This window comes from Parafrankia sp. BMG5.11, assembly GCF_004337455.1.
Genome location: NZ_SJXI01000073.1, coordinates 28,812 through 44,755, shown reverse-complemented (window position 1 = coordinate 44,755; position 15,944 = coordinate 28,812). Strand labels below are relative to the sequence as shown.

19 protein-coding genes are annotated in these 15,944 nt (G+C 70.8%); 9 read left to right on the top strand and 10 right to left on the bottom strand.

All coding sequences use genetic code 11. The features are described 5' to 3' along the window. Positions 1-70 precede the first annotated feature (70 nt). Complete coding sequence (locus E0504_RS37860) at positions 71-856, top strand: class I SAM-dependent methyltransferase (protein WP_373693979.1); 786 nt, start codon at positions 71-73, stop codon at positions 854-856. Positions 857-881: 25 nt separating this feature from the next. Here the strand turns inward: E0504_RS37860 and E0504_RS37855 are convergent, their stop codons facing one another. Together E0504_RS37855 and E0504_RS37850 are read right to left on the bottom strand one after the other, a co-directional pair. Beyond that, positions 882-1,535, bottom strand: a complete 654-nt coding sequence (locus E0504_RS37855; protein ID WP_112106484.1) for a dihydrofolate reductase family protein — start codon at positions 1,533-1,535, stop codon at positions 882-884. Between the two features lie 76 nt (positions 1,536-1,611). Beyond that, on the bottom strand, positions 1,612-2,049 hold the full coding sequence (locus tag E0504_RS37850; protein ID WP_071059755.1) for a PPOX class F420-dependent oxidoreductase: 438 nt from the start codon (positions 2,047-2,049) through the stop codon (positions 1,612-1,614). A gap of 210 nt (positions 2,050-2,259) precedes the next feature. On the opposite strand from E0504_RS37850, the gene E0504_RS53680 reads away from it, so the two are divergent. Next, positions 2,260-2,883 carry an alpha/beta fold hydrolase gene (locus E0504_RS53680; protein ID WP_112106483.1) on the top strand — a complete coding sequence of 208 codons (624 nt, stop codon included), beginning with the start codon at positions 2,260-2,262 and terminating at the stop codon, positions 2,881-2,883. A gap of 63 nt (positions 2,884-2,946) precedes the next feature. On the opposite strand, the gene E0504_RS37840 is transcribed toward E0504_RS53680, so the two are convergent. Next, positions 2,947-3,420, bottom strand: coding sequence for a MarR family winged helix-turn-helix transcriptional regulator (locus tag E0504_RS37840; protein ID WP_368672074.1), 474 nt, complete (start codon positions 3,418-3,420; stop codon positions 2,947-2,949). Between the two features lie 76 nt (positions 3,421-3,496). Here E0504_RS37840 and E0504_RS37835 point away from each other — a divergent pair, with 76 nt between their 5' ends. Then, positions 3,497-4,594 carry an epoxide hydrolase family protein gene (locus E0504_RS37835; protein WP_112106481.1) on the top strand — a complete coding sequence of 366 codons (1,098 nt, stop codon included), beginning with the start codon at positions 3,497-3,499 and terminating at the stop codon, positions 4,592-4,594. Positions 4,595-4,652: 58 nt separating this feature from the next. Then, positions 4,653-4,979: an antibiotic biosynthesis monooxygenase gene (locus tag E0504_RS37830; protein WP_112106523.1), complete on the top strand. Its 327-nt coding sequence runs from the start codon at positions 4,653-4,655 to the stop codon at positions 4,977-4,979. Positions 4,980-4,995: 16 nt separating this feature from the next. Here E0504_RS37830 and E0504_RS37825 read toward each other — a convergent pair whose 3' ends face one another. Next, a complete protein-coding gene (locus E0504_RS37825; RefSeq protein ID WP_112106480.1) occupies positions 4,996-5,661 on the bottom strand; it encodes an NADPH-dependent F420 reductase in 666 nt (221 codons plus the stop codon). Positions 5,662-5,791: 130 nt separating this feature from the next. Between E0504_RS37825 and E0504_RS37820 the strand changes: the two genes are divergently transcribed. After that, positions 5,792-6,184, top strand: a complete 393-nt coding sequence (locus E0504_RS37820; protein ID WP_071059750.1) for a helix-turn-helix domain-containing protein — start codon at positions 5,792-5,794, stop codon at positions 6,182-6,184. 43 nt (positions 6,185-6,227) lie between these two features. Here E0504_RS37820 and E0504_RS37815 read toward each other — a convergent pair whose 3' ends face one another. Next, a complete protein-coding gene (locus E0504_RS37815) occupies positions 6,228-7,121 on the bottom strand; it encodes an NmrA/HSCARG family protein (RefSeq protein WP_112106479.1) in 894 nt (297 codons plus the stop codon). Positions 7,122-7,215: 94 nt separating this feature from the next. Between E0504_RS37815 and E0504_RS37810 the strand changes: the two genes are divergently transcribed. Next, complete coding sequence (locus E0504_RS37810; protein ID WP_112106478.1) at positions 7,216-7,860, top strand: TetR/AcrR family transcriptional regulator; 645 nt, start codon at positions 7,216-7,218, stop codon at positions 7,858-7,860. A 189-nt stretch (positions 7,861-8,049) separates the two neighbouring features. Here E0504_RS37810 and E0504_RS37805 read toward each other — a convergent pair whose 3' ends face one another. Beyond that, entirely contained in the window at positions 8,050-8,901 is an 852-nt protein-coding gene (locus tag E0504_RS37805) for a siderophore-interacting protein (RefSeq protein ID WP_112106477.1), read from the bottom strand. Between the two features lie 57 nt (positions 8,902-8,958). Between E0504_RS37805 and E0504_RS37800 the strand changes: the two genes are divergently transcribed. Next, entirely contained in the window at positions 8,959-9,891 is a 933-nt protein-coding gene (locus tag E0504_RS37800) for a LysR family transcriptional regulator (protein WP_112106476.1), read from the top strand. A 17-nt stretch (positions 9,892-9,908) separates the two neighbouring features. On the opposite strand, the gene E0504_RS37795 is transcribed toward E0504_RS37800, so the two are convergent. From E0504_RS37795 to E0504_RS37785, 3 genes are all read right to left on the bottom strand, one after another. Continuing rightward, complete coding sequence (locus tag E0504_RS37795) at positions 9,909-11,252, bottom strand: effector-associated domain EAD1-containing protein (protein WP_112106475.1); 1,344 nt, start codon at positions 11,250-11,252, stop codon at positions 9,909-9,911. Between the two features lie 72 nt (positions 11,253-11,324). Then, positions 11,325-12,344, bottom strand: a complete 1,020-nt coding sequence (locus E0504_RS37790; protein WP_112106474.1) for a nuclease-related domain-containing protein — start codon at positions 12,342-12,344, stop codon at positions 11,325-11,327. 412 nt (positions 12,345-12,756) lie between these two features. Further along, positions 12,757-13,620, bottom strand: coding sequence for an SDR family NAD(P)-dependent oxidoreductase (locus tag E0504_RS37785; RefSeq protein ID WP_112106473.1), 864 nt, complete (start codon positions 13,618-13,620; stop codon positions 12,757-12,759). Between the two features lie 61 nt (positions 13,621-13,681). Between E0504_RS37785 and E0504_RS37780 the strand changes: the two genes are divergently transcribed. Together E0504_RS37780 and E0504_RS37775 are read left to right on the top strand one after the other, a co-directional pair. Beyond that, positions 13,682-14,620, top strand: a complete 939-nt coding sequence (locus E0504_RS37780; RefSeq protein ID WP_112106472.1) for a LysR family transcriptional regulator — start codon at positions 13,682-13,684, stop codon at positions 14,618-14,620. A 17-nt stretch (positions 14,621-14,637) separates the two neighbouring features. Then, positions 14,638-14,862 carry a hypothetical protein gene (locus E0504_RS37775; RefSeq protein WP_131626808.1) on the top strand — a complete coding sequence of 75 codons (225 nt, stop codon included), beginning with the start codon at positions 14,638-14,640 and terminating at the stop codon, positions 14,860-14,862. Between the two features lie 161 nt (positions 14,863-15,023). Here E0504_RS37775 and E0504_RS37765 read toward each other — a convergent pair whose 3' ends face one another. Beyond that, positions 15,024-15,761 carry a GNAT family N-acetyltransferase gene (locus E0504_RS37765; protein ID WP_243657799.1) on the bottom strand — a complete coding sequence of 246 codons (738 nt, stop codon included), beginning with the start codon at positions 15,759-15,761 and terminating at the stop codon, positions 15,024-15,026. Between the last annotated feature and the right edge of the window lie 183 nt (positions 15,762-15,944).

The window sequence follows — 15,944 nt, the reverse complement described above, 5'->3', positions numbered from 1 at the left end:
CGCGCTGGGCGGCGGCCTGCGACGGCGGGGTGTCGTGGTGCGGGATTAGCCTTGGACTGTGCCGGAGTCCGTGAACTTTGACCGTATGGCGGACCGCTACGACGAGACGCGGGGCGGGGCGGAACGTGGCCGGACCGTCGCCGCCGCGCTCGCTCCGCACCTGCTCGGCGAGACGCCCCCGGAACGCGCGCGGCTGCTGGAGATCGGCGTCGGTACCGGTCTGGTCTCCGCCGCCTTCGTCGAACTCGGCTGGTCCGTGGCCGGAGTGGATCTCTCCGAGCGGATGCTCGCCCGCGCCGCGGGACGGCTGTCCGGCCGGATCCTGCGCGCTGACGCGACAGCGATCCCACTCCGCTCAGGCACCGTGGACGCCTGCGCCGCGGTGCACGTGCTGCACCTCGTCGGCGATCAGCCCGCAGTGCTGGCCGAGGTCGTCCGGGTGCTGCGCCCGGGCGGCCGGTTCGGTTTCGTCGGGGCCGGGGCGCCCGACGGATCGGACATCTCCGAGATCATCCAAGCAATGCAGGCCACGCTTGCCGACGGCGCGTCCCGTCGCGACGCGCCCGACACCGTCACCCGGCTCGCAGAGCAGGCCGGCCTGCGCCTGGTCGCCGACCTCACCCTCACCGGCGCGGGACGTCCCTCGACCCCGCTGGAAGCCGCCCGGCAGATCGAGCTCCGGACATGGTCGACCTTCTGGGACGTCCCCGCGTCGAAATGGTCCACGATCGTCGAACCCGCGCTGGACGCTCTTCGCGGTCTCCCGAACCCGGCCGAGGCCCGGCCAGCCAGAATCCGTACGCCTTGCCTGATCTTCGAGAGCCAGTCTCCCGGGACGCCGGCTCGCGCAAGATAAGTCAATTACCCTGGGCCGCGTTTCATCATTGATCGGCGGGTCGGGTAAAGGTCACGTGGGTGATGCCGCTGGGGGTCGTCGTGGATTCGACGGTGAAGCGCTTCTCCATCTCCTCGAGGCCCTCCCACAGCCGCACCCCGCGGCCGAGGAGGATCGGGACGACGGCCACGTGCAGGTGGTCGATCAGATCCACTGCCAGGAAGTCGCGGACCATGGTCGGCCCGCCACCGATCCGGACGTCGAGGCCGCCGGCGGCCTCCCGTGCCTGGCGGAGCGCCTCCTGCGGGGTGGCGTCGATGAAGTGGAACGTCGTGCCCCCTTTCATCACCAACGGCGGGCGGGGGTGGTGGGTCAGGACGAAGACCGGCGTGTGGAACGGGGGATCCTCGCCCCACCACCCCGTCCATTCGTGGTCCTCCCAGGGGCCGCGCTGCGGCCCGAACTTGTTCCGCCCCATGATCTCGGCGCCGATGCCCGGCTCCCATGCTCCGGCAAGCGCGTCGTCCACCCCGGTGTCTCCGCCGTCCTCGCCGTGCATCGCGCGGAACGACCTGGTGTGGAAGAACCAGTCGTGCAACCGCCCCTCGGCGTGACCGAACGGCCTTTCGAGGCTCTGCCCCTCGCCGGTGCCATAACCGTCGAGAGAGACGGAGAAGTTGTGGACTCGTACACGAGACACGGGCCGACCTCCTGCTCTCGTAAAATGCGCGGTCGCGACGACGCGACGGTCGTCAGCGCGGCGTTCGGATGGCTGATCAGTGGGTGGCCGAGCCGGCCGCCGGTACCCATGGGCCGACACCACTGACGCGCTCCACGGCGTAGCGCACGATGAATCCCGGGCCCCGCGGCGCCGGGAACTCGGCGTCCGGCGAGATGTAGACCTTCGCCAGGCGGTTGAGCAGGTCCCAGGTGTCATCGCTCGGCGTGACCGTCGCCCGTGCCCGCACCACGGCGTACTGGTTCAGGAAGGCGCCCGGCACCCGCGGGGCGTCGAAGGACAACACGACCCGCGGGTCACGCTCGATGTTGCGTAGCTTCACCTGTTTCGACATGTGCCCGGTGACGATCGCGTCGCCGTCCAGGCCGATCCAGATGACCGTCACCTGCGGGCTGCCGTCGGCGTTGATGGTGGTCAGGTGGGCCATCGGGCCGGACTCGATGAGGTCCCTCAGTTCCTGCGGCAGAATGCTCACGGGTCGATTTCCTCTCTTGCGCACCGGCGTCGGGCGCCGTGCCGGCGGCCGTCCAACCCGTCCAACCTATCCCGTCCGTTCAGCGGCCCAGGCTGTCTGGGCTGGTCGTCCGCGCCGTTTGTGGTCGTCCTGTTCGAGCCTGCCCGCTCGCGGCCTGCCATACCAGTGGCCGCCTGTGGCATTATTGATCAATCTGCGAATAATGCTGTCATGGCTGACATCACGCGCCGCTCAATCACCGTGGGCCACCTGCGCATGCACATCGCCGAGGCCGGTTCCGGGCCGCTGGTCATTCTTTTACACGGCTTTCCCGAGTCGTCGTACTCGTGGCGGCACCAGCTCACCGCGCTCGCCGACGCGGGCTTCCACGCCGTCGCCCCGGACCAACGCGGCTACGGGCGTACGGGTGGTCCGGCCGATGTCTCGGCGTACACGATCCTGCACCTGGTCGGGGACGTGGTCGGCCTCGTCACCAGCCTCGGCGACGGGCCCGCCGCCGTCGTCGGCCAGGATTGGGGTGCGGTCGTCGCCTGGCATACCGCGCTGCTGCGCCCGGATCTCGTCCGTGGTGTGGTCGGCCTCAGTGTGCCGTACCTCGAGCGCACCACCCGTCCACCGGTGGAGCTCATGCGCGAGACCTTCGGCGAGGGCTACTACGTCGTCTACTTCCAGGAGCAGGGCGCGCCCGAGGCGGAGCTGGAGCGCGACATCCCGGCCACCTTCCGCCGGTTCCTGGTGCCGTCGTCCGGAGATGCCGCCGCCCCGCCGCCGGTCGTACCCTCCGGCGGAGGATTTCTCGCTCGCCGGCCGGAGCCCGCGGTACTGCCAAACTGAGAGCCTGGCGGGGAAGCGGATCCACCTCGAGGTCGCGTCCGGTGACCTGGGCGCGCGGTGTGTTCAATGTGCCGAGTGGTGATCGTCTATGCGCTGCAGGAGGCGGACCAGCTCCGCGCGTTCGGCCGGGGCGAGCGGGGCGAGCAGTTCGTCCTGGGTCTCGTCGACGAGCTGGTCCAGAGTGTGCAGCCAGGACCGTCCGGCCGGGGTCAGCGTGACGATGTTGCGGCGTCGGTCGGCGGGGTCGGGGGCGCGTTGCACGTACGCCGTCTCGGCCAGGCCGCTCAGCACGGCCACCATGTCACTGCGGTGGATGCCGGTGCGCTCGCTGAGCGCGGCCTGACTTGCCGGGCCGCTGTCGCGGAGCGTGACCAGCGTCGCGTACTGCCACCGCGTCGCCCCCGCCGTGGCGAGACGGGCGTTCGAGATCCGTTCCGCGTGCACCGTGCCGCGGCCGAGGAGCCGGCTGGCCAGTGACCGCAGGCGCGCGGGGACGGCGGACGGGTTGGTCGGCCCGTGGCGGTCGCGTTCCGGCATGGACCGCATCCTAGGGGCTTGCGTTAGTGACACCAACGACCTAACGTTAGTGTTACTAACGTTAGGGAGACTAACGATGAAGATTGAACCCTTCCGCGTCGCCATACCGCAGGCCGACCTCGACGACCTGCACGCACGCCTCGACCGCACCCGCTGGCCCGACGAACTGCCGGGTGTCGGCGACGAGTTCGGCGTGCCGCTGGCCAGGGTCAGGGAACTGGCCGACCACTGGCGCCACCGTTACGACTGGCGGGCCGCGGAGGCCGAGCTGAACAGTCATCCACAGTTCGTCACCGAGATCGACGGCCAGCGGATCCACTTCCTCCACCTGCGCAGCCCCCGGCCGGACGCGCTCCCGTTGGTGCTGACCCACGGCTGGCCGGGGTCGGTCGTGGAGTTCCTCGACGTGATCGGGCCGCTCTCGGCGGACTTCCACCTGGTCGTCCCGTCGATTCCGGGGTGGGGCTTCTCCGGCCCGACGCGCGAGCGCGGCTGGGACGTCGATCGGGTGGCACGTGCCTGGGCGGAGCTGATGCGCGGCCTGGGATACCACCGTTACGGCGCGCAGGGCGGTGACTGGGGGGCGTCGGTGTCCCGGGCCCTGTCACAGCACGACGCCGACCACGTCGTCGGAATACACCTCAACTATCTTCCGACACCGCGGCTGCCGGGCGACCCGGACCGCACCCGGCTGACACCGGGGGACCAGGAGCGGCTCGCCCAGACCGAGGCCTACCTGCGCGACCAGCCGGCGGTTCGGCTGGTCAACGGCACCCGGCCGCAGACCCCGGCGTACGCCCTCAACGACTCGCCGGTCGGGCTGCTCGCCTGGCTGCTCGACCCGATGACGATGTGGGCGGCCCGGGACTTCCCGATCAGTCCCGACCGGGTGCTCACGAACGTGACGCTGTTCTGGTTGACCGGCACCGCCGGGACGGCGCCCCGTCTGCACCGGGAGACCGGCGGCCCGCGGTCGTGGCGCACCGTCCAGCCGGTGGGCGTCCTCGTCCTGCCCGAGGACATCACCCGCCCGGTCCGGTCGTACGCCGAGCGGCGGCTGCCGATCGCCCGGTGGACGGAGGCCGACCGCGGCGGCCACTTCGCGGGGCTTGAGGCGCCCGAGCTGCTCGCCGCCGACATCCGCGCGTTTTTCCTGAACCTGGGCGGCCGATAACATCGGCGAAACGTGCGACCACCGAGTTGTGACCACCGAGTGGGGAAGCCGGGGCACCGTGACCGTCATCAAGATCAACGCCATCTCCGTCGATCCGGACAGCGGCGACGAGCTGGCCCATCGTTTCGCCGCGCGGGCCGGCGCGGTCGACGACCGGGACGGCTTCGAGGGTTTCGAGCTGCTCAAGCCGACCGACGACCGCACCACGTGGCTGGTGGTGACCCGCTGGCGCGACGAGGAGTCGTTCCAGGCGTGGGTCAGCTCGCCGGCCTTCGCCCACGGGCACCGCTCGGAGGCGGAACGCGCCGGCGGCGAGGCGCCCAGGCCGGTTGGCGTGCACAGCGAGCTGTGGAGCTACACGATCGCCGGCGGCTCGGCCGGCTGACCGTTTCCGTCTTCGGCTAGGCGGACACTGTTCCCGTCGGTACACGGGGGATGGCCGAAGCCGGATCAAAGCCCGCGAACGCCAGCCCGATGACGAAGCCCGCGACCTCCTCGAGCTGACGTGCGCGGACCAGCGCTCCCAGCGTGGCCGGTACGCCGCCGACGTCCCGGACGAGATCGCTCACGACCCGCAGCGCCGCCTCGTCGTCGCCGCAGATCGCCACTGTGGGCGCTGATGTGTCCGCACCGGCGCCGCCGGCCGGCGGTCGTGCCCACTGGGCCGCGGGATAAAGGTGGAACGCCTTCACGACGTGCGCTCCAGGAGCCGCCGCGGCGATCCGGGCCGCGGCCGAGTCGCCCTGCTCGGTGAGCAGGACGCCGACGCCGTGCTCGACCGCGTTCGTCGGGTCGATCAACGGAACCCCCGCCAGCGTTCCCTCGTTCGCGCCCGCGCTGCGCAGGACATCCTCGACACCGGTCCACAGCACGGCCAGCAGTACCGCGTCGCGCTCGGCGACAGCCGCGCGTGGTGCGGCCGCCCGCGCCGTCGCGCCCAGGCGTTCCGCGAGCGCATCCGCCTTGGCGCGCGATCGACCGCCGATCACCACCTCGTGCCCGGCCTGGACCCAGGCCCGCCCCAACCCCTCGGCCAGCGCCCCGGTGCCCAGAATCCCGATCCGCATGGTTCCTCCTCGTGCGTGCTTGTGCGCGTCGATCGCGTCGACCGCGTTCGACGCGATCGCCTCGGACCGAGACCGTAAGGCGGCCGTTACGCACCAATCGGTGCACGCGAGACCTGCGACGATGGCCGGGATGAGCGATCAGGGACGTCACTGCGAGGACCTGGTGGCAGACTGCCGTATCCGGGCGGTGACCGACCTGTTCATCCACATCTGGGACCCGGTCGTGCTGGTGGCTCTTCGCGCGGGGCCGTGCCGGCGCCGCGAGCTGCGCGTCGCGATCGGCGGTATGAGCGACAAGGTCCTCACCGAATCGCTACGCCGGCTCGGCGCCTACGGTCTGGTGGCCCGCCGTGCGTTCGCGCAGGCCCCGCCGCGGGTCGAATACGCGCTGACTCCACTCGGGCAGAGCCTGGTGGACGGTCCGATGGAAGCGCTCGGAAACTGGATCACCGAGCATGGCGAGGAACTACAGGACGCGCAGGACGGATCGGCGGAGCTCCAGGGGCGTACCGGCGCTGACTGAAACCGGAGTGGCGGATGCGGGTACGCCCCGGGAACCGGGGGTGTCAGCGGCTCGCCGGTTCGGCGAACAGCGCGGCGAATCTGGCCGCGCCTTCCCTCGCCAGCCACGTCTCGAAGTCCATCAGCCCCGGGTGCAGTCGCCGCAGTGCGGGAATGTCGGCCTGCCAGCCGTTGAAGGACTTCTCCCGCTCGAGGCCGTCGACGTCGACCCCGAGCTGGACGAGAGTCTCCCGGGGGAGCGGATCCAGCTGAAGGTCGTGCCCGGTCGCGCGGCTGATCGCGGTGATCAGGTGTTCGCGGGTCAACTCGTCGCCAGCCAGCTCCAGCGCCGCACCCACATAGCGGGCCGGATCCGCGAAGGCGAGGGCGGCGAACGCTCCGATGTCGGTGACGGCGATGAGCTGAACCGTCACCCCCGCCGGGATCATCCGGACCAGCGAGGCCTGGCCGGTGACGCCGAAGACCGGGTCGGTGTGGTTCTCCGCGAACATGACGGGACGCAGCACGGTGGCGGGAAGGCCGAGCTCCCGGATGTGGCGCTCGATCCGCGCCTTCGAGGCCGCGGGGCCGTCCGGGTTTCGATCGGTACCGGCCGCGGAGGTGTAGACGAGATGCCGGACCCCGGCGTTCCTGGCCGCGTCGGCGACGTTGACGCCGTACCTTTCCTCCCCCTCGACGAAATGGGGGGCGTGGCTTGCCGGCTGAACACTGAACACCCCGTACACGCCCTCGGTGGCGGCGGCCAGCGTGTCCCGGTCGTCCAGGTCACCGGTCACCAGTTCGGCGCCGTCGAGGGCGAGCCGCCGCGCCGCCGGCCCGGCGGGGTCGCGGACCAGCGCCCTTACCCGCCACCCGTCGGCCAGGAGACGTCGCGCGGTGGCCCCGCCCTGCTGGCCGGTGGCCCCGGTGACGAGGATGGTCCGATCGGGCGTCGGCATGCGGAGCCCCTTCTGTTAGGTTCGGGTCATCTTCCGGAGCGGTGCTCCGAAACATACGGAGCGGTGCTCCGGATGTCAATGATGGAGGAGCCGGTTGGCCGAGTCGCCGCGCGCGGACGCTCGCCGTAACTACGAACTGATCCTTGATGTCGCCCGGGACGTGTTCGCCGAGCACGGCATCGACGCCTCGCTACGGGACATCGCGCGCCGCGCCGGTGTCGGCATCGGCACGCTCTACCGCCACTTCCCGACCCGAGAGGCGTTGCTGGAGGCGTTGCTGGGCCGGGGCTTCGACGGGCTGCGCGCGCGGGCCGAGAGCCTGCTCGCCGCGCCGCGTCCCCGTGACGCGCTGCTCACGTGGCTGGGGGAGGTCGCCACCGGCTCCGCCGTCTACCAGGGCCTGCCCGCCTCGATCCTGGCGGCCCTCGAGGATGAGAGCTCGGCGTTGCACGGCTCGTGCGCGGCCATGCGTGCCGCCGGCGCCGGGCTGCTCGAACGTGCGGCGCGGACCGGGGCCGTGCGCGGCGACATCACCATCGACGACCTGCTCGCGTTCGTCGCCGCGATCGCGTGGGCGAGCGAGCAGTCGTCCGACCCGTCGGGCCGGGCGGAACGACTGCTCTCAATGATGATCTGCGGGCTGGCCGGAGCGCGGGATCCACAGATGGCACCGACCTCGGCTTCTGATCGCGACGGCCACGGCCACGGCCAGCCGTCTCCTGAGGTGACGGCGCCGTGACATTCAACGCCCATACGCCCAACGCCCATACGCCAGACGAATCGCCTTCAGCCGGGCCACAACCGGTTCAAGGCTTCGCGCGCGGTCGCGACGAGGGCCGTCGTATCGACCTGCCGAACTGGTCGATGCTCGTCAAGGTCACCGCTGGCGACACCCTCGGCCGTGGACGCCGGATCGTGAGTGGCCGGGTCAGTCCATGCCGCGTTTGCCCGGGGTCCAGAACGGCTGGACGATAACCTGGCGGCGCTCCCAGCCCCGCTCACTCACCAGGTGGCGGCGGACGGCCTGGCAGGTCCGGGCCTCCCCGGCGACGTAGGCGACGGGCCGGCCCGTGCGGCCATCGGACCCGGACCCGGACCCGATGTCGATGCTGGTGCTGGTGCTGGTGGCGGGGTCCCGCGGATCGGGCAGGTCGAGGTCGGCGAGCGCCGCCGGCAGCAGCGGGGAGCCGGCGGCCGGGGCACCGTGGCGGTAGCTCCAGGCGAGGTCCCCGGCCCGGGGCAAGGGCAGTGCGTCCGCCGGGTCGTCGCACTCGAACACACCGCGGACCTGGGCGGAAGCGGGCAGGCCGCGCAGGATCGCGCCGAAGGGAACCGCCGCGGTGTCGTCACCGACGAACAGGTGGAAGCTCGCGTCGGCCCGCGCGACGAGGCGTCCGTCCGGCTTCGTGATGATCGCTTCGTCTCCCGGCGCGACGCCGCGGGCCCACGCCGCGCCGGGGGAGTCGCCGCCGTGGTCGTACACGGCCAACGCCAGCCGTCCGGCCGGGTGGTACTCCCAGACCGAGTAGCTGCGCTTGATGTCACGGGGCCCCTGCCGCCAGCTGTCCAGCCGGGTCGGGTCCCGGGGGAACAGGGTCACGTTCTGGCCCGGTGTCCAGGTGAGGCCGGCGAGCGCGGGGCCGGCCAGCACGATCCGGCGGGTGCGCCGGGCCAGCGGGTCGACGCTGTCGACCCGTGCGCGCAGCAGCACCCGGTCCAGCAGCGCGAGTGGCCCCCGCCGGGGATGGGCCGGGGAGTCGGTCGGGGAGTCGTCGGTCACGAGGCGAGCGTAGGCAGCAGACGATCAGCACTCAAATGAAACTTACTCAATGGCAAGATGCATGCCATGCAATCGACGTTCTCGCTGGACCTCAACCTCCTGGTGGCTCTCGATGCCCTGCTGGAGGAGCGGAGCGTCAGCGGCGCCGCGCGGCGGCTGCTGCTGACCGAGTCCGCGGTCAGCCGTGCGCTGGGGCGCATACGGCGGGCGATGGACGACCCGGTCCTCGTGCGCGCCGGCCATCGGATGGTGCCCACCCCGCGGGCGCTGGCCGTCCAGGCCGAGGTGCATGCCCTGGTCGAACGGGCCCACGCCGTGTTCGCCCCGGTTCGGGAACCCGACCTGGCCACCCTGACCAGGACGTTCACCATCCTGGCCAGCGACGCGCTGACCACCGCGATCGGCGTCGATCTGCTCGACCGGCTGACTCGGGACGCCCCGGGTGCGCGGGTGCGGTTCCTCCCCGAGCCGTCCGCGACCGACGACCCCCTCCGCGACGGGACCGCCGACCTGGAGATCGGTGAGATCGATTCGACCCCACCGGAAATCCACATCGAGGTCCTGGCCGAGGAGCAGGCTCTCGCCGTCGTCCGTTCCGGGCATCCGCTGGCCCGGGGTCGCCTGACGCCGGAACGCCTCGCCGCCGCCCGGCACGTCACGGCGTCCCGCCGGGGACGCTTCGCGGGCCCGCTGGACGAGGCCCTCGCCGCGCGCGGTCTGCGCCGGACGGTCGCGGTCTCAGTTCCGTCCCACTCCGCCGCGCTGCTGCTCGTCGCCGGCAGCGACCTGGTCGGCCTGGTGCCCGCCCGGCTCGGCCGCGGTCTGCTCACCAGCCTCGGCCTGGTGGCTCTCGATATCGGCCTCGACCTGCCCACCCTGACGATCGCGCAGGCGTGGCATCCCCGCAATGAGGCCGACGCGCCGCATCGCTGGCTTCGCGGCCACGTGCGCGACACCATCCGGCACGCGCTCGCGCTCGATCCCCCGTAACAGGCCGCCCGCTAACCCTAGAAACGCAGTCGCTTGATCCGCTGCTTCGCCCGTCGTGCCCGCTGCGGAATCTCCTGCCGCCGAGATGGCGGCACTGGTACGTCGTAGCGGTGGGCCAGCTCCGTGAAGATCGGATTGGCTGGGTAGGATTCGAGGGCGCTGGCGAGCAGCGTCCTGAACGGATCCTCGATGATTCCGTTTCCGAGGTCGCGGAAGATCTCCTCCCAGGCGGCCTCGGGGTGATGGTAGTCGATGTTCGGTCGTCGTTCGCGGGGGTATCCAGCCCGGGTGAGCATCGGCTCCGCGCTGGCGGTGGTGGTGTAGACCTGTGCGATCTCCCGCCGAAACGTGTCCACATCTTCGGGGCGAAAGCGGCCGGAGGATGACTGGTGTGGTAGCTCACCGGAACCGTCGGTCCGGTTGTCATCGGTTCCCCCGTGCGCTCCGCGCGTGCGTTCGTCGGCATCCGCGGGCAGCCTGACTCCACCGCTGAGGGGAAGGTCCCCGAAGCGCTGCTCGACAAGCGCTGCCAGACTCCGCGAGACCGCCGGGACCAGCGGGAAGATCTCCGCGAGCGAGCCATAGATGACTGTCTCCTGCTGACTGCTGATCGCCCGTGCCAGCTGCGCAGCCCTTTCGCGGGCATTGTCCAGCTCCTCAGGGCCGACGAAGGGGCGGCGCCGTCCGATCAGCCTCCGCACGTATCTGGCGGCCTGCCCGAGCTCCGCTACGATGTCCCGGCGAACCTGACTGATGTCCATGGTGCCGCCGTCAGCTGACGCATCGGGTCGTAACTTCAACATCAGCTCGATGGCGTGCAGCAGGTGATGTGTCGCGAAGAATTCGGGATTCTGATTCCATATCCATCGTCGCACTCCTTCGGAGGCGCCGAAGAAAATAAGGAAGGCAGCCGTGAGGCCGAACACGCTGCCTAATGTACTGAGCGGTATTCCGTCAGGTGATCTGGCATGGTCGCGCAGGATTATCCCGCAGAGGGATACGGAAATCCCCAGCAGCATGACGATAATCGGGGGGAGGAGCAACACCTGTGTGCGAGCAACGATTTTATTGCGTTTGGCGACGTGGTCGACGATCTGATCGGCGGACGGCAGACCTGTCGTACCCATGGCAGACGCGACCGCCGCGACCCGGACGCGGGCTTTGTGCTGCTGCCGCCGCCGGGTGCTCCGAGGCCGCGAGGAGGCGAACGGGACGAACGCCAGGCTGAGGCCGAGAAGAATGATGGCCAGCTGCAGGGTCGATTTACCTAAGAAGACCAAGGTCACTCCGGTGACCTCGGCCTGGAAACCGGCGAGAAGCTCGACGATCTTCCCCTCCCTTGGCGAGGCCCCAGGAATCACCCTACGCGGCACCCACTCACGTGCCGCAGGGGAATCGAAGGCGGGCGGGGCGGGAGGCTGCCCAGCCTGCCGTCAGGCGTTCAGCCAGTTACGCCGGTCTCGCGCCGCGGCATAGATCTGCTCGACATGGGCTGGCTGCCACACCGCCGAAAGATCACTGAAGGTCGCGATCTGGTCGTGCCGGATGGCGTGGACTCGGATGGCATGGACTACATCACGGGAGGGCGCCACGGTCAGCTTCGCCGGCGCGACAAATGCCAGCACCGCGTCGACCTGCACGGCGAATCCGCAGGCCCCACTCAGCGCCGCCGATGCCCGGCTGGCCTCCGCCCGGGCCTTTCGGACGTACGGATAGGGCTGACCTCCCAGCTTCACGGCCTGGTCACCCACCCAGATCCTGGCGCCGACGTGGTATTTCGTGTTGAAGGTGAACACGCCGCCCGGTCCGATCAGCAGATGGTCGATGTCGACGCCTCGGGGTAGCGGTATCGAATGCAGCACCCGCCATCCCCGGCCGGCGAGCAGCTCCAGTTCCGCGCCCACCGTCTCTTCGCCGACCAGCCCTTTGCGCCACCCGTCGGTCTCCGACGGCCGGCGGAACAGACGGTTGAGCAGGGCACGCCAGAAACCCGGCGTCAGCTCCTCGATCTTCGCCCGGATCGCGGCTCCGGGCGGATTGCCGGCGAGGTCGTCCGCGGGTGCGCCACCAGTCAGCCCGGGGGCGCCCGGCGGCTGCATGGGCGGCGATCCGGGCAGGGGCACGGCCGGTAGGGGCACGGCCGGCAGCGGCACGGTCTGGGACCCGGTGCGCCCAGGCACTTCCGGCGTCCATCCCGCCAGCGGTGCCGGCGGCGATACGGGCGCCGGCGGCGGCGGCACGACGTGCGACGGCGGTGGGTGGGCCGAGGGCTCCGGCCGTTGTCCCAGGTAGGGGGCGAGTGCGGCGAGCACCGCATCCCGATCTACGTCGAGCAGGATGTTGAGCTGATCGGTCCGCAGGTCGAACCAGGCCACGCTCTGCCCGTCCGGAAGGTTCACGTAAAGCCGAGCGTGCCCATACCGGTTCCACCGCATCACATGTAGCTCGCCCATGCCTGCGCGCCCATTCCTGTCGACGAAGATGACGGATCAGGGTCGATCAATCGCCTTTGTCGCGCGCCGAGTCGCCGTCTTTCTGACAGACGACCCCCGTACGATGCGACCGCGCCACACTATCCCGAGGTGAGGAGCCCATCCAGCGGTTCTGCGACGGCCGGCAAGCCCGCGCCCCGAAAGCGAATCAGTATTAGGCCGCTGACCAGCGCGACTACTGGTCGGAACCGATTTCCGGGATCTGCGGCGGTCGCTACCCTTCGTATAGCGAAATTCGTGCGTCGTCACACCGCGTACGGGAGCGTGGTATGCGGAGCAACCGTTCGGGGCCACGAACTCTCGCCGACCGGCAGGGTTCCTCGCCGGCCGGCCCGCCTCAACCACTTCTCGACGCGGGCGCGGCCGTTGATTGTCAGGGCGTCGGCGCGGACGCGGGGTCGGAGGCGGGGTCGAACGCGGTGTTCCGTGCCGCCTTCTCCCAGGCATCGATGTCGGCGCGCACCGCGTCGAGATGGCTGAGCACGGCGTCGACCCCGTCGGCGCCGACCGGCAGCCGCAGCGGGACCCGGCCGGAGCCCAGCACCTCGACGACCAGCCGGGCCAGCTTCGCCGGGTCGCCCGCCTGGTCGCCGTCGCCACCCTCGACCATCGCCCGGGTGCCGCCGACGGTGTCGGCGTAGTCGCCCTGGTCGGTGCTGAACGTCCGGCGCGTCGGATCGAACAGGCCGGTGCGGAACGCCCCCGGCTCGACGATCAGCAGGTCGATGCCGAACGGGCGGACCTCGTGGGCCAGACCCTCCGACCAGCCCTCCAGGGCGAACTTCGTCGCGCTGTAGGCCGAGAACCCGGCGAACGACATCTGGCCGCCCATACTGCTCAGCTGCACGATCGCGCCCCGGCGCTGCTGGCGCATCTGCGGCAACACCGCTCGGGTGAGCGCCACCACGCCGAAGAAGTGCAGCTCGAACAGGCTACGCAGCTCGTCCTCGGTTGTTTCCTCGGCGGCGCCGACATGCGTACGGCCCGCGTTGTTGACCAGCACGTCGACGTGGCCGTGCCGGGCGACGATGTCGTCCACGACCGCCTGCGCGCGTGTCGTGGCGGTGACGTCGAACGGGACGACGTCGAGCCGGTCCGGGAACTGGGCCGCGAGCGCGTCCATCGTTTCGGGACGGCGGACCGCGGCGACAACGACGTCGCCGGCCTCGATGGCCGCGCGGGCGAAGGCAAGGCCGAAGCCGCTGTTCGCACCTGTGATGATCCATACCTTGTCCATGACCCAAGCCTGCGGCGCCGGGGCGTGGTGCGTCCAAGACCCGCTGTGATAGCCGTTGGTTATGGACATCCACGTCCGGGAGCTCCGGTACTTCGTCGCGGTCGCCGAGGAGCTGCACTTCACCCGCGCCGCCGAGCGGCTCTTCGTCTCGCAGCCGGCGCTGAGCAGGCAGGTCAGGCAGCTGGAACGACAGCTCGGCGTCACCCTGTTCGAGCGGGACCGGCGCGTCGTCCGGCTGACCGACGCCGCGGCGGTGCTCCTGCCTTACGCGCGGCGCGTCCTCGCGGCCTGGGACGACGCCGACAGTGCGGTCGCGCGGCACCGCGCCGCGCTGGCATCGAGCCTGGTGGTGGGGATGAGCACCAGCCCCGGGCGCGGGCTGCTCCCGGCCCTGCGGTCGCGGTTCCGGTCTCGGCAGCCGGCGGCGGACTTCGAGCTGCGGCAGGTCCAGTGGGACGATCCGACGGCCGGGCTCGCCGACGGCTCCTGTGACCTCGCCTTCGCCTGGCTGCCACTGTCGTCGGCGCGGGACTTCGCAACCATGGTGATTGCCCAGGAGCCGCTGCTGGTGGCGATACCCGAGGACCATCCGCTCGCTGCGCACCCGGAACTGCGCCTCGCTGACCTCGCCGACCAGCCGTTCCTCGCGCTGCCGGAGGACGCCGGCGACCTGCGGGACTTCTGGCTGCTCACCGCCCTGCTCCCGGCGCCACCACGGATCGGCGCGGTCGTGCGCAGCGCGGAAGAGACCTACGAGGCCCTGGTGGGAGGCATCGGCATCGTCCTGCTCGCCGCGGGCAACGCGCCGCTGCTCCACCGCGCCGGGGTCGTCACCCGTCCGCTCATCGACGCCCCCCGCAGCCAGCTTGCGCTGATCTGGCGCCGCGACGATCGGCGCCAGATCGTCACCGACTTCGTCGACGCCTGCCAGGACGTGATCACGGCGACGAGTGGGACGGAACGGTCCGCGCTTGCCACGGATATCGGAAAGAACGAGTGAGATGTCAGCGTTCGAGCGTGGCCAGGATCTTGCCGCGGCAGGCCGCGGCAGGCCGCGGCAGGCCGCGGCAGGCCGCGGCGGCCGGCGCCAGCCGGGACGTCGAACTGCTCGTCGGCCACACCCGCGACGAACAGCGGCTGTTCACGGTCTTCACCGGCCTGCTCGGCCAGGTGACACCCGAAGAGGCCCAGACCGCGGCTTCTCGGCGATCGCCCCGCCGCAATTCGACCTGCCCACCCTGACGATCGCGCAGGCGTGGCATCCCCGCCACGAGGCCGACGGGCCGCATCGGTGGCTTCGCGGCTGCGCGCGCGACACCATCCGGCAGGCGCTCGCGCTCGACCCCCCGTAGCAGGGCCGCCGCAGATACCGTGACGCGCACGCGGGTTCCGCCTTCGACGGCCTACTGCGAGATCCACTCTTCGTAGCGGCCCTCGGCGGTGAAGCCCAGCGACTCGTAGAGACTCCGGGCCATGCGCGTGGACTGCAAGGTCGCGGTCCGCGCGCCATCCTGTTCGGCGACGGCGAGTATGTGCCGCAGCAACGTGGTCGCCAGGCCGCGCCGTCGCCAGGCCGGCACCGTGCCGACAGCGTAGATCCCGCAGTCGGTGCCGTGTAGGAAGCTCCAGGCGCTGGCGACAGCGAAGTCATCCCGCACCAGCACCCAGGCCGTCAGGCCCGGGACGCTCTCCGGCTCGCCCAGTTCGGCAACCGGGACCGGCTCGTCACCGGCCCGGGTGGCGGCGGCGAGCGAGGCCCGCATGACGCTGTCGTGCCGGCCCAGCCCGGGCCGGAGATCCGCCCGCATGACGAGCGTCGTCGTGTCGCGTTGGAATCCGTCGAGCGTGCGCGGGTGGTCGGGCGCGTTCAGGTCCGTCGTCCGGCTGGGCATCCACAACGCCCAGGTGGCGACGCCAGCCTTCCTGTACATGCCGCGTAGCCCGGAGATGACGGAAGCCGTGGGAAGGTCGGCGTCGCCGGTTGACACGATCGCGTTGTTCAGCGGCGCCCACGCGGGGAACATGGCGGCGGCTACTTCTGACGACCGGATCAGTCGAGCTCCGGACGACGTCCGTGCCAGCGCTTCCCAGCTCGCGAGCAGGGTCTCCTGACCCGGTAGCCCTACGTCTGTGTTCGGCACGTGCCCGTTCTCCCTCGGATTCCATGCGTGGCAGGTCCTTGCGCGGACGTCGAGGCCGCACCCGCCGCCGGTGTCGACTATGCCTGCGCCGCACCCGTCCGGCGCGGTTCGGCGGGTCTGTTCCGCGGACCGTAACGATTGGCGGCGCCCCATGGTCTGGGCGCCGCCTGAACCACCTTGCCT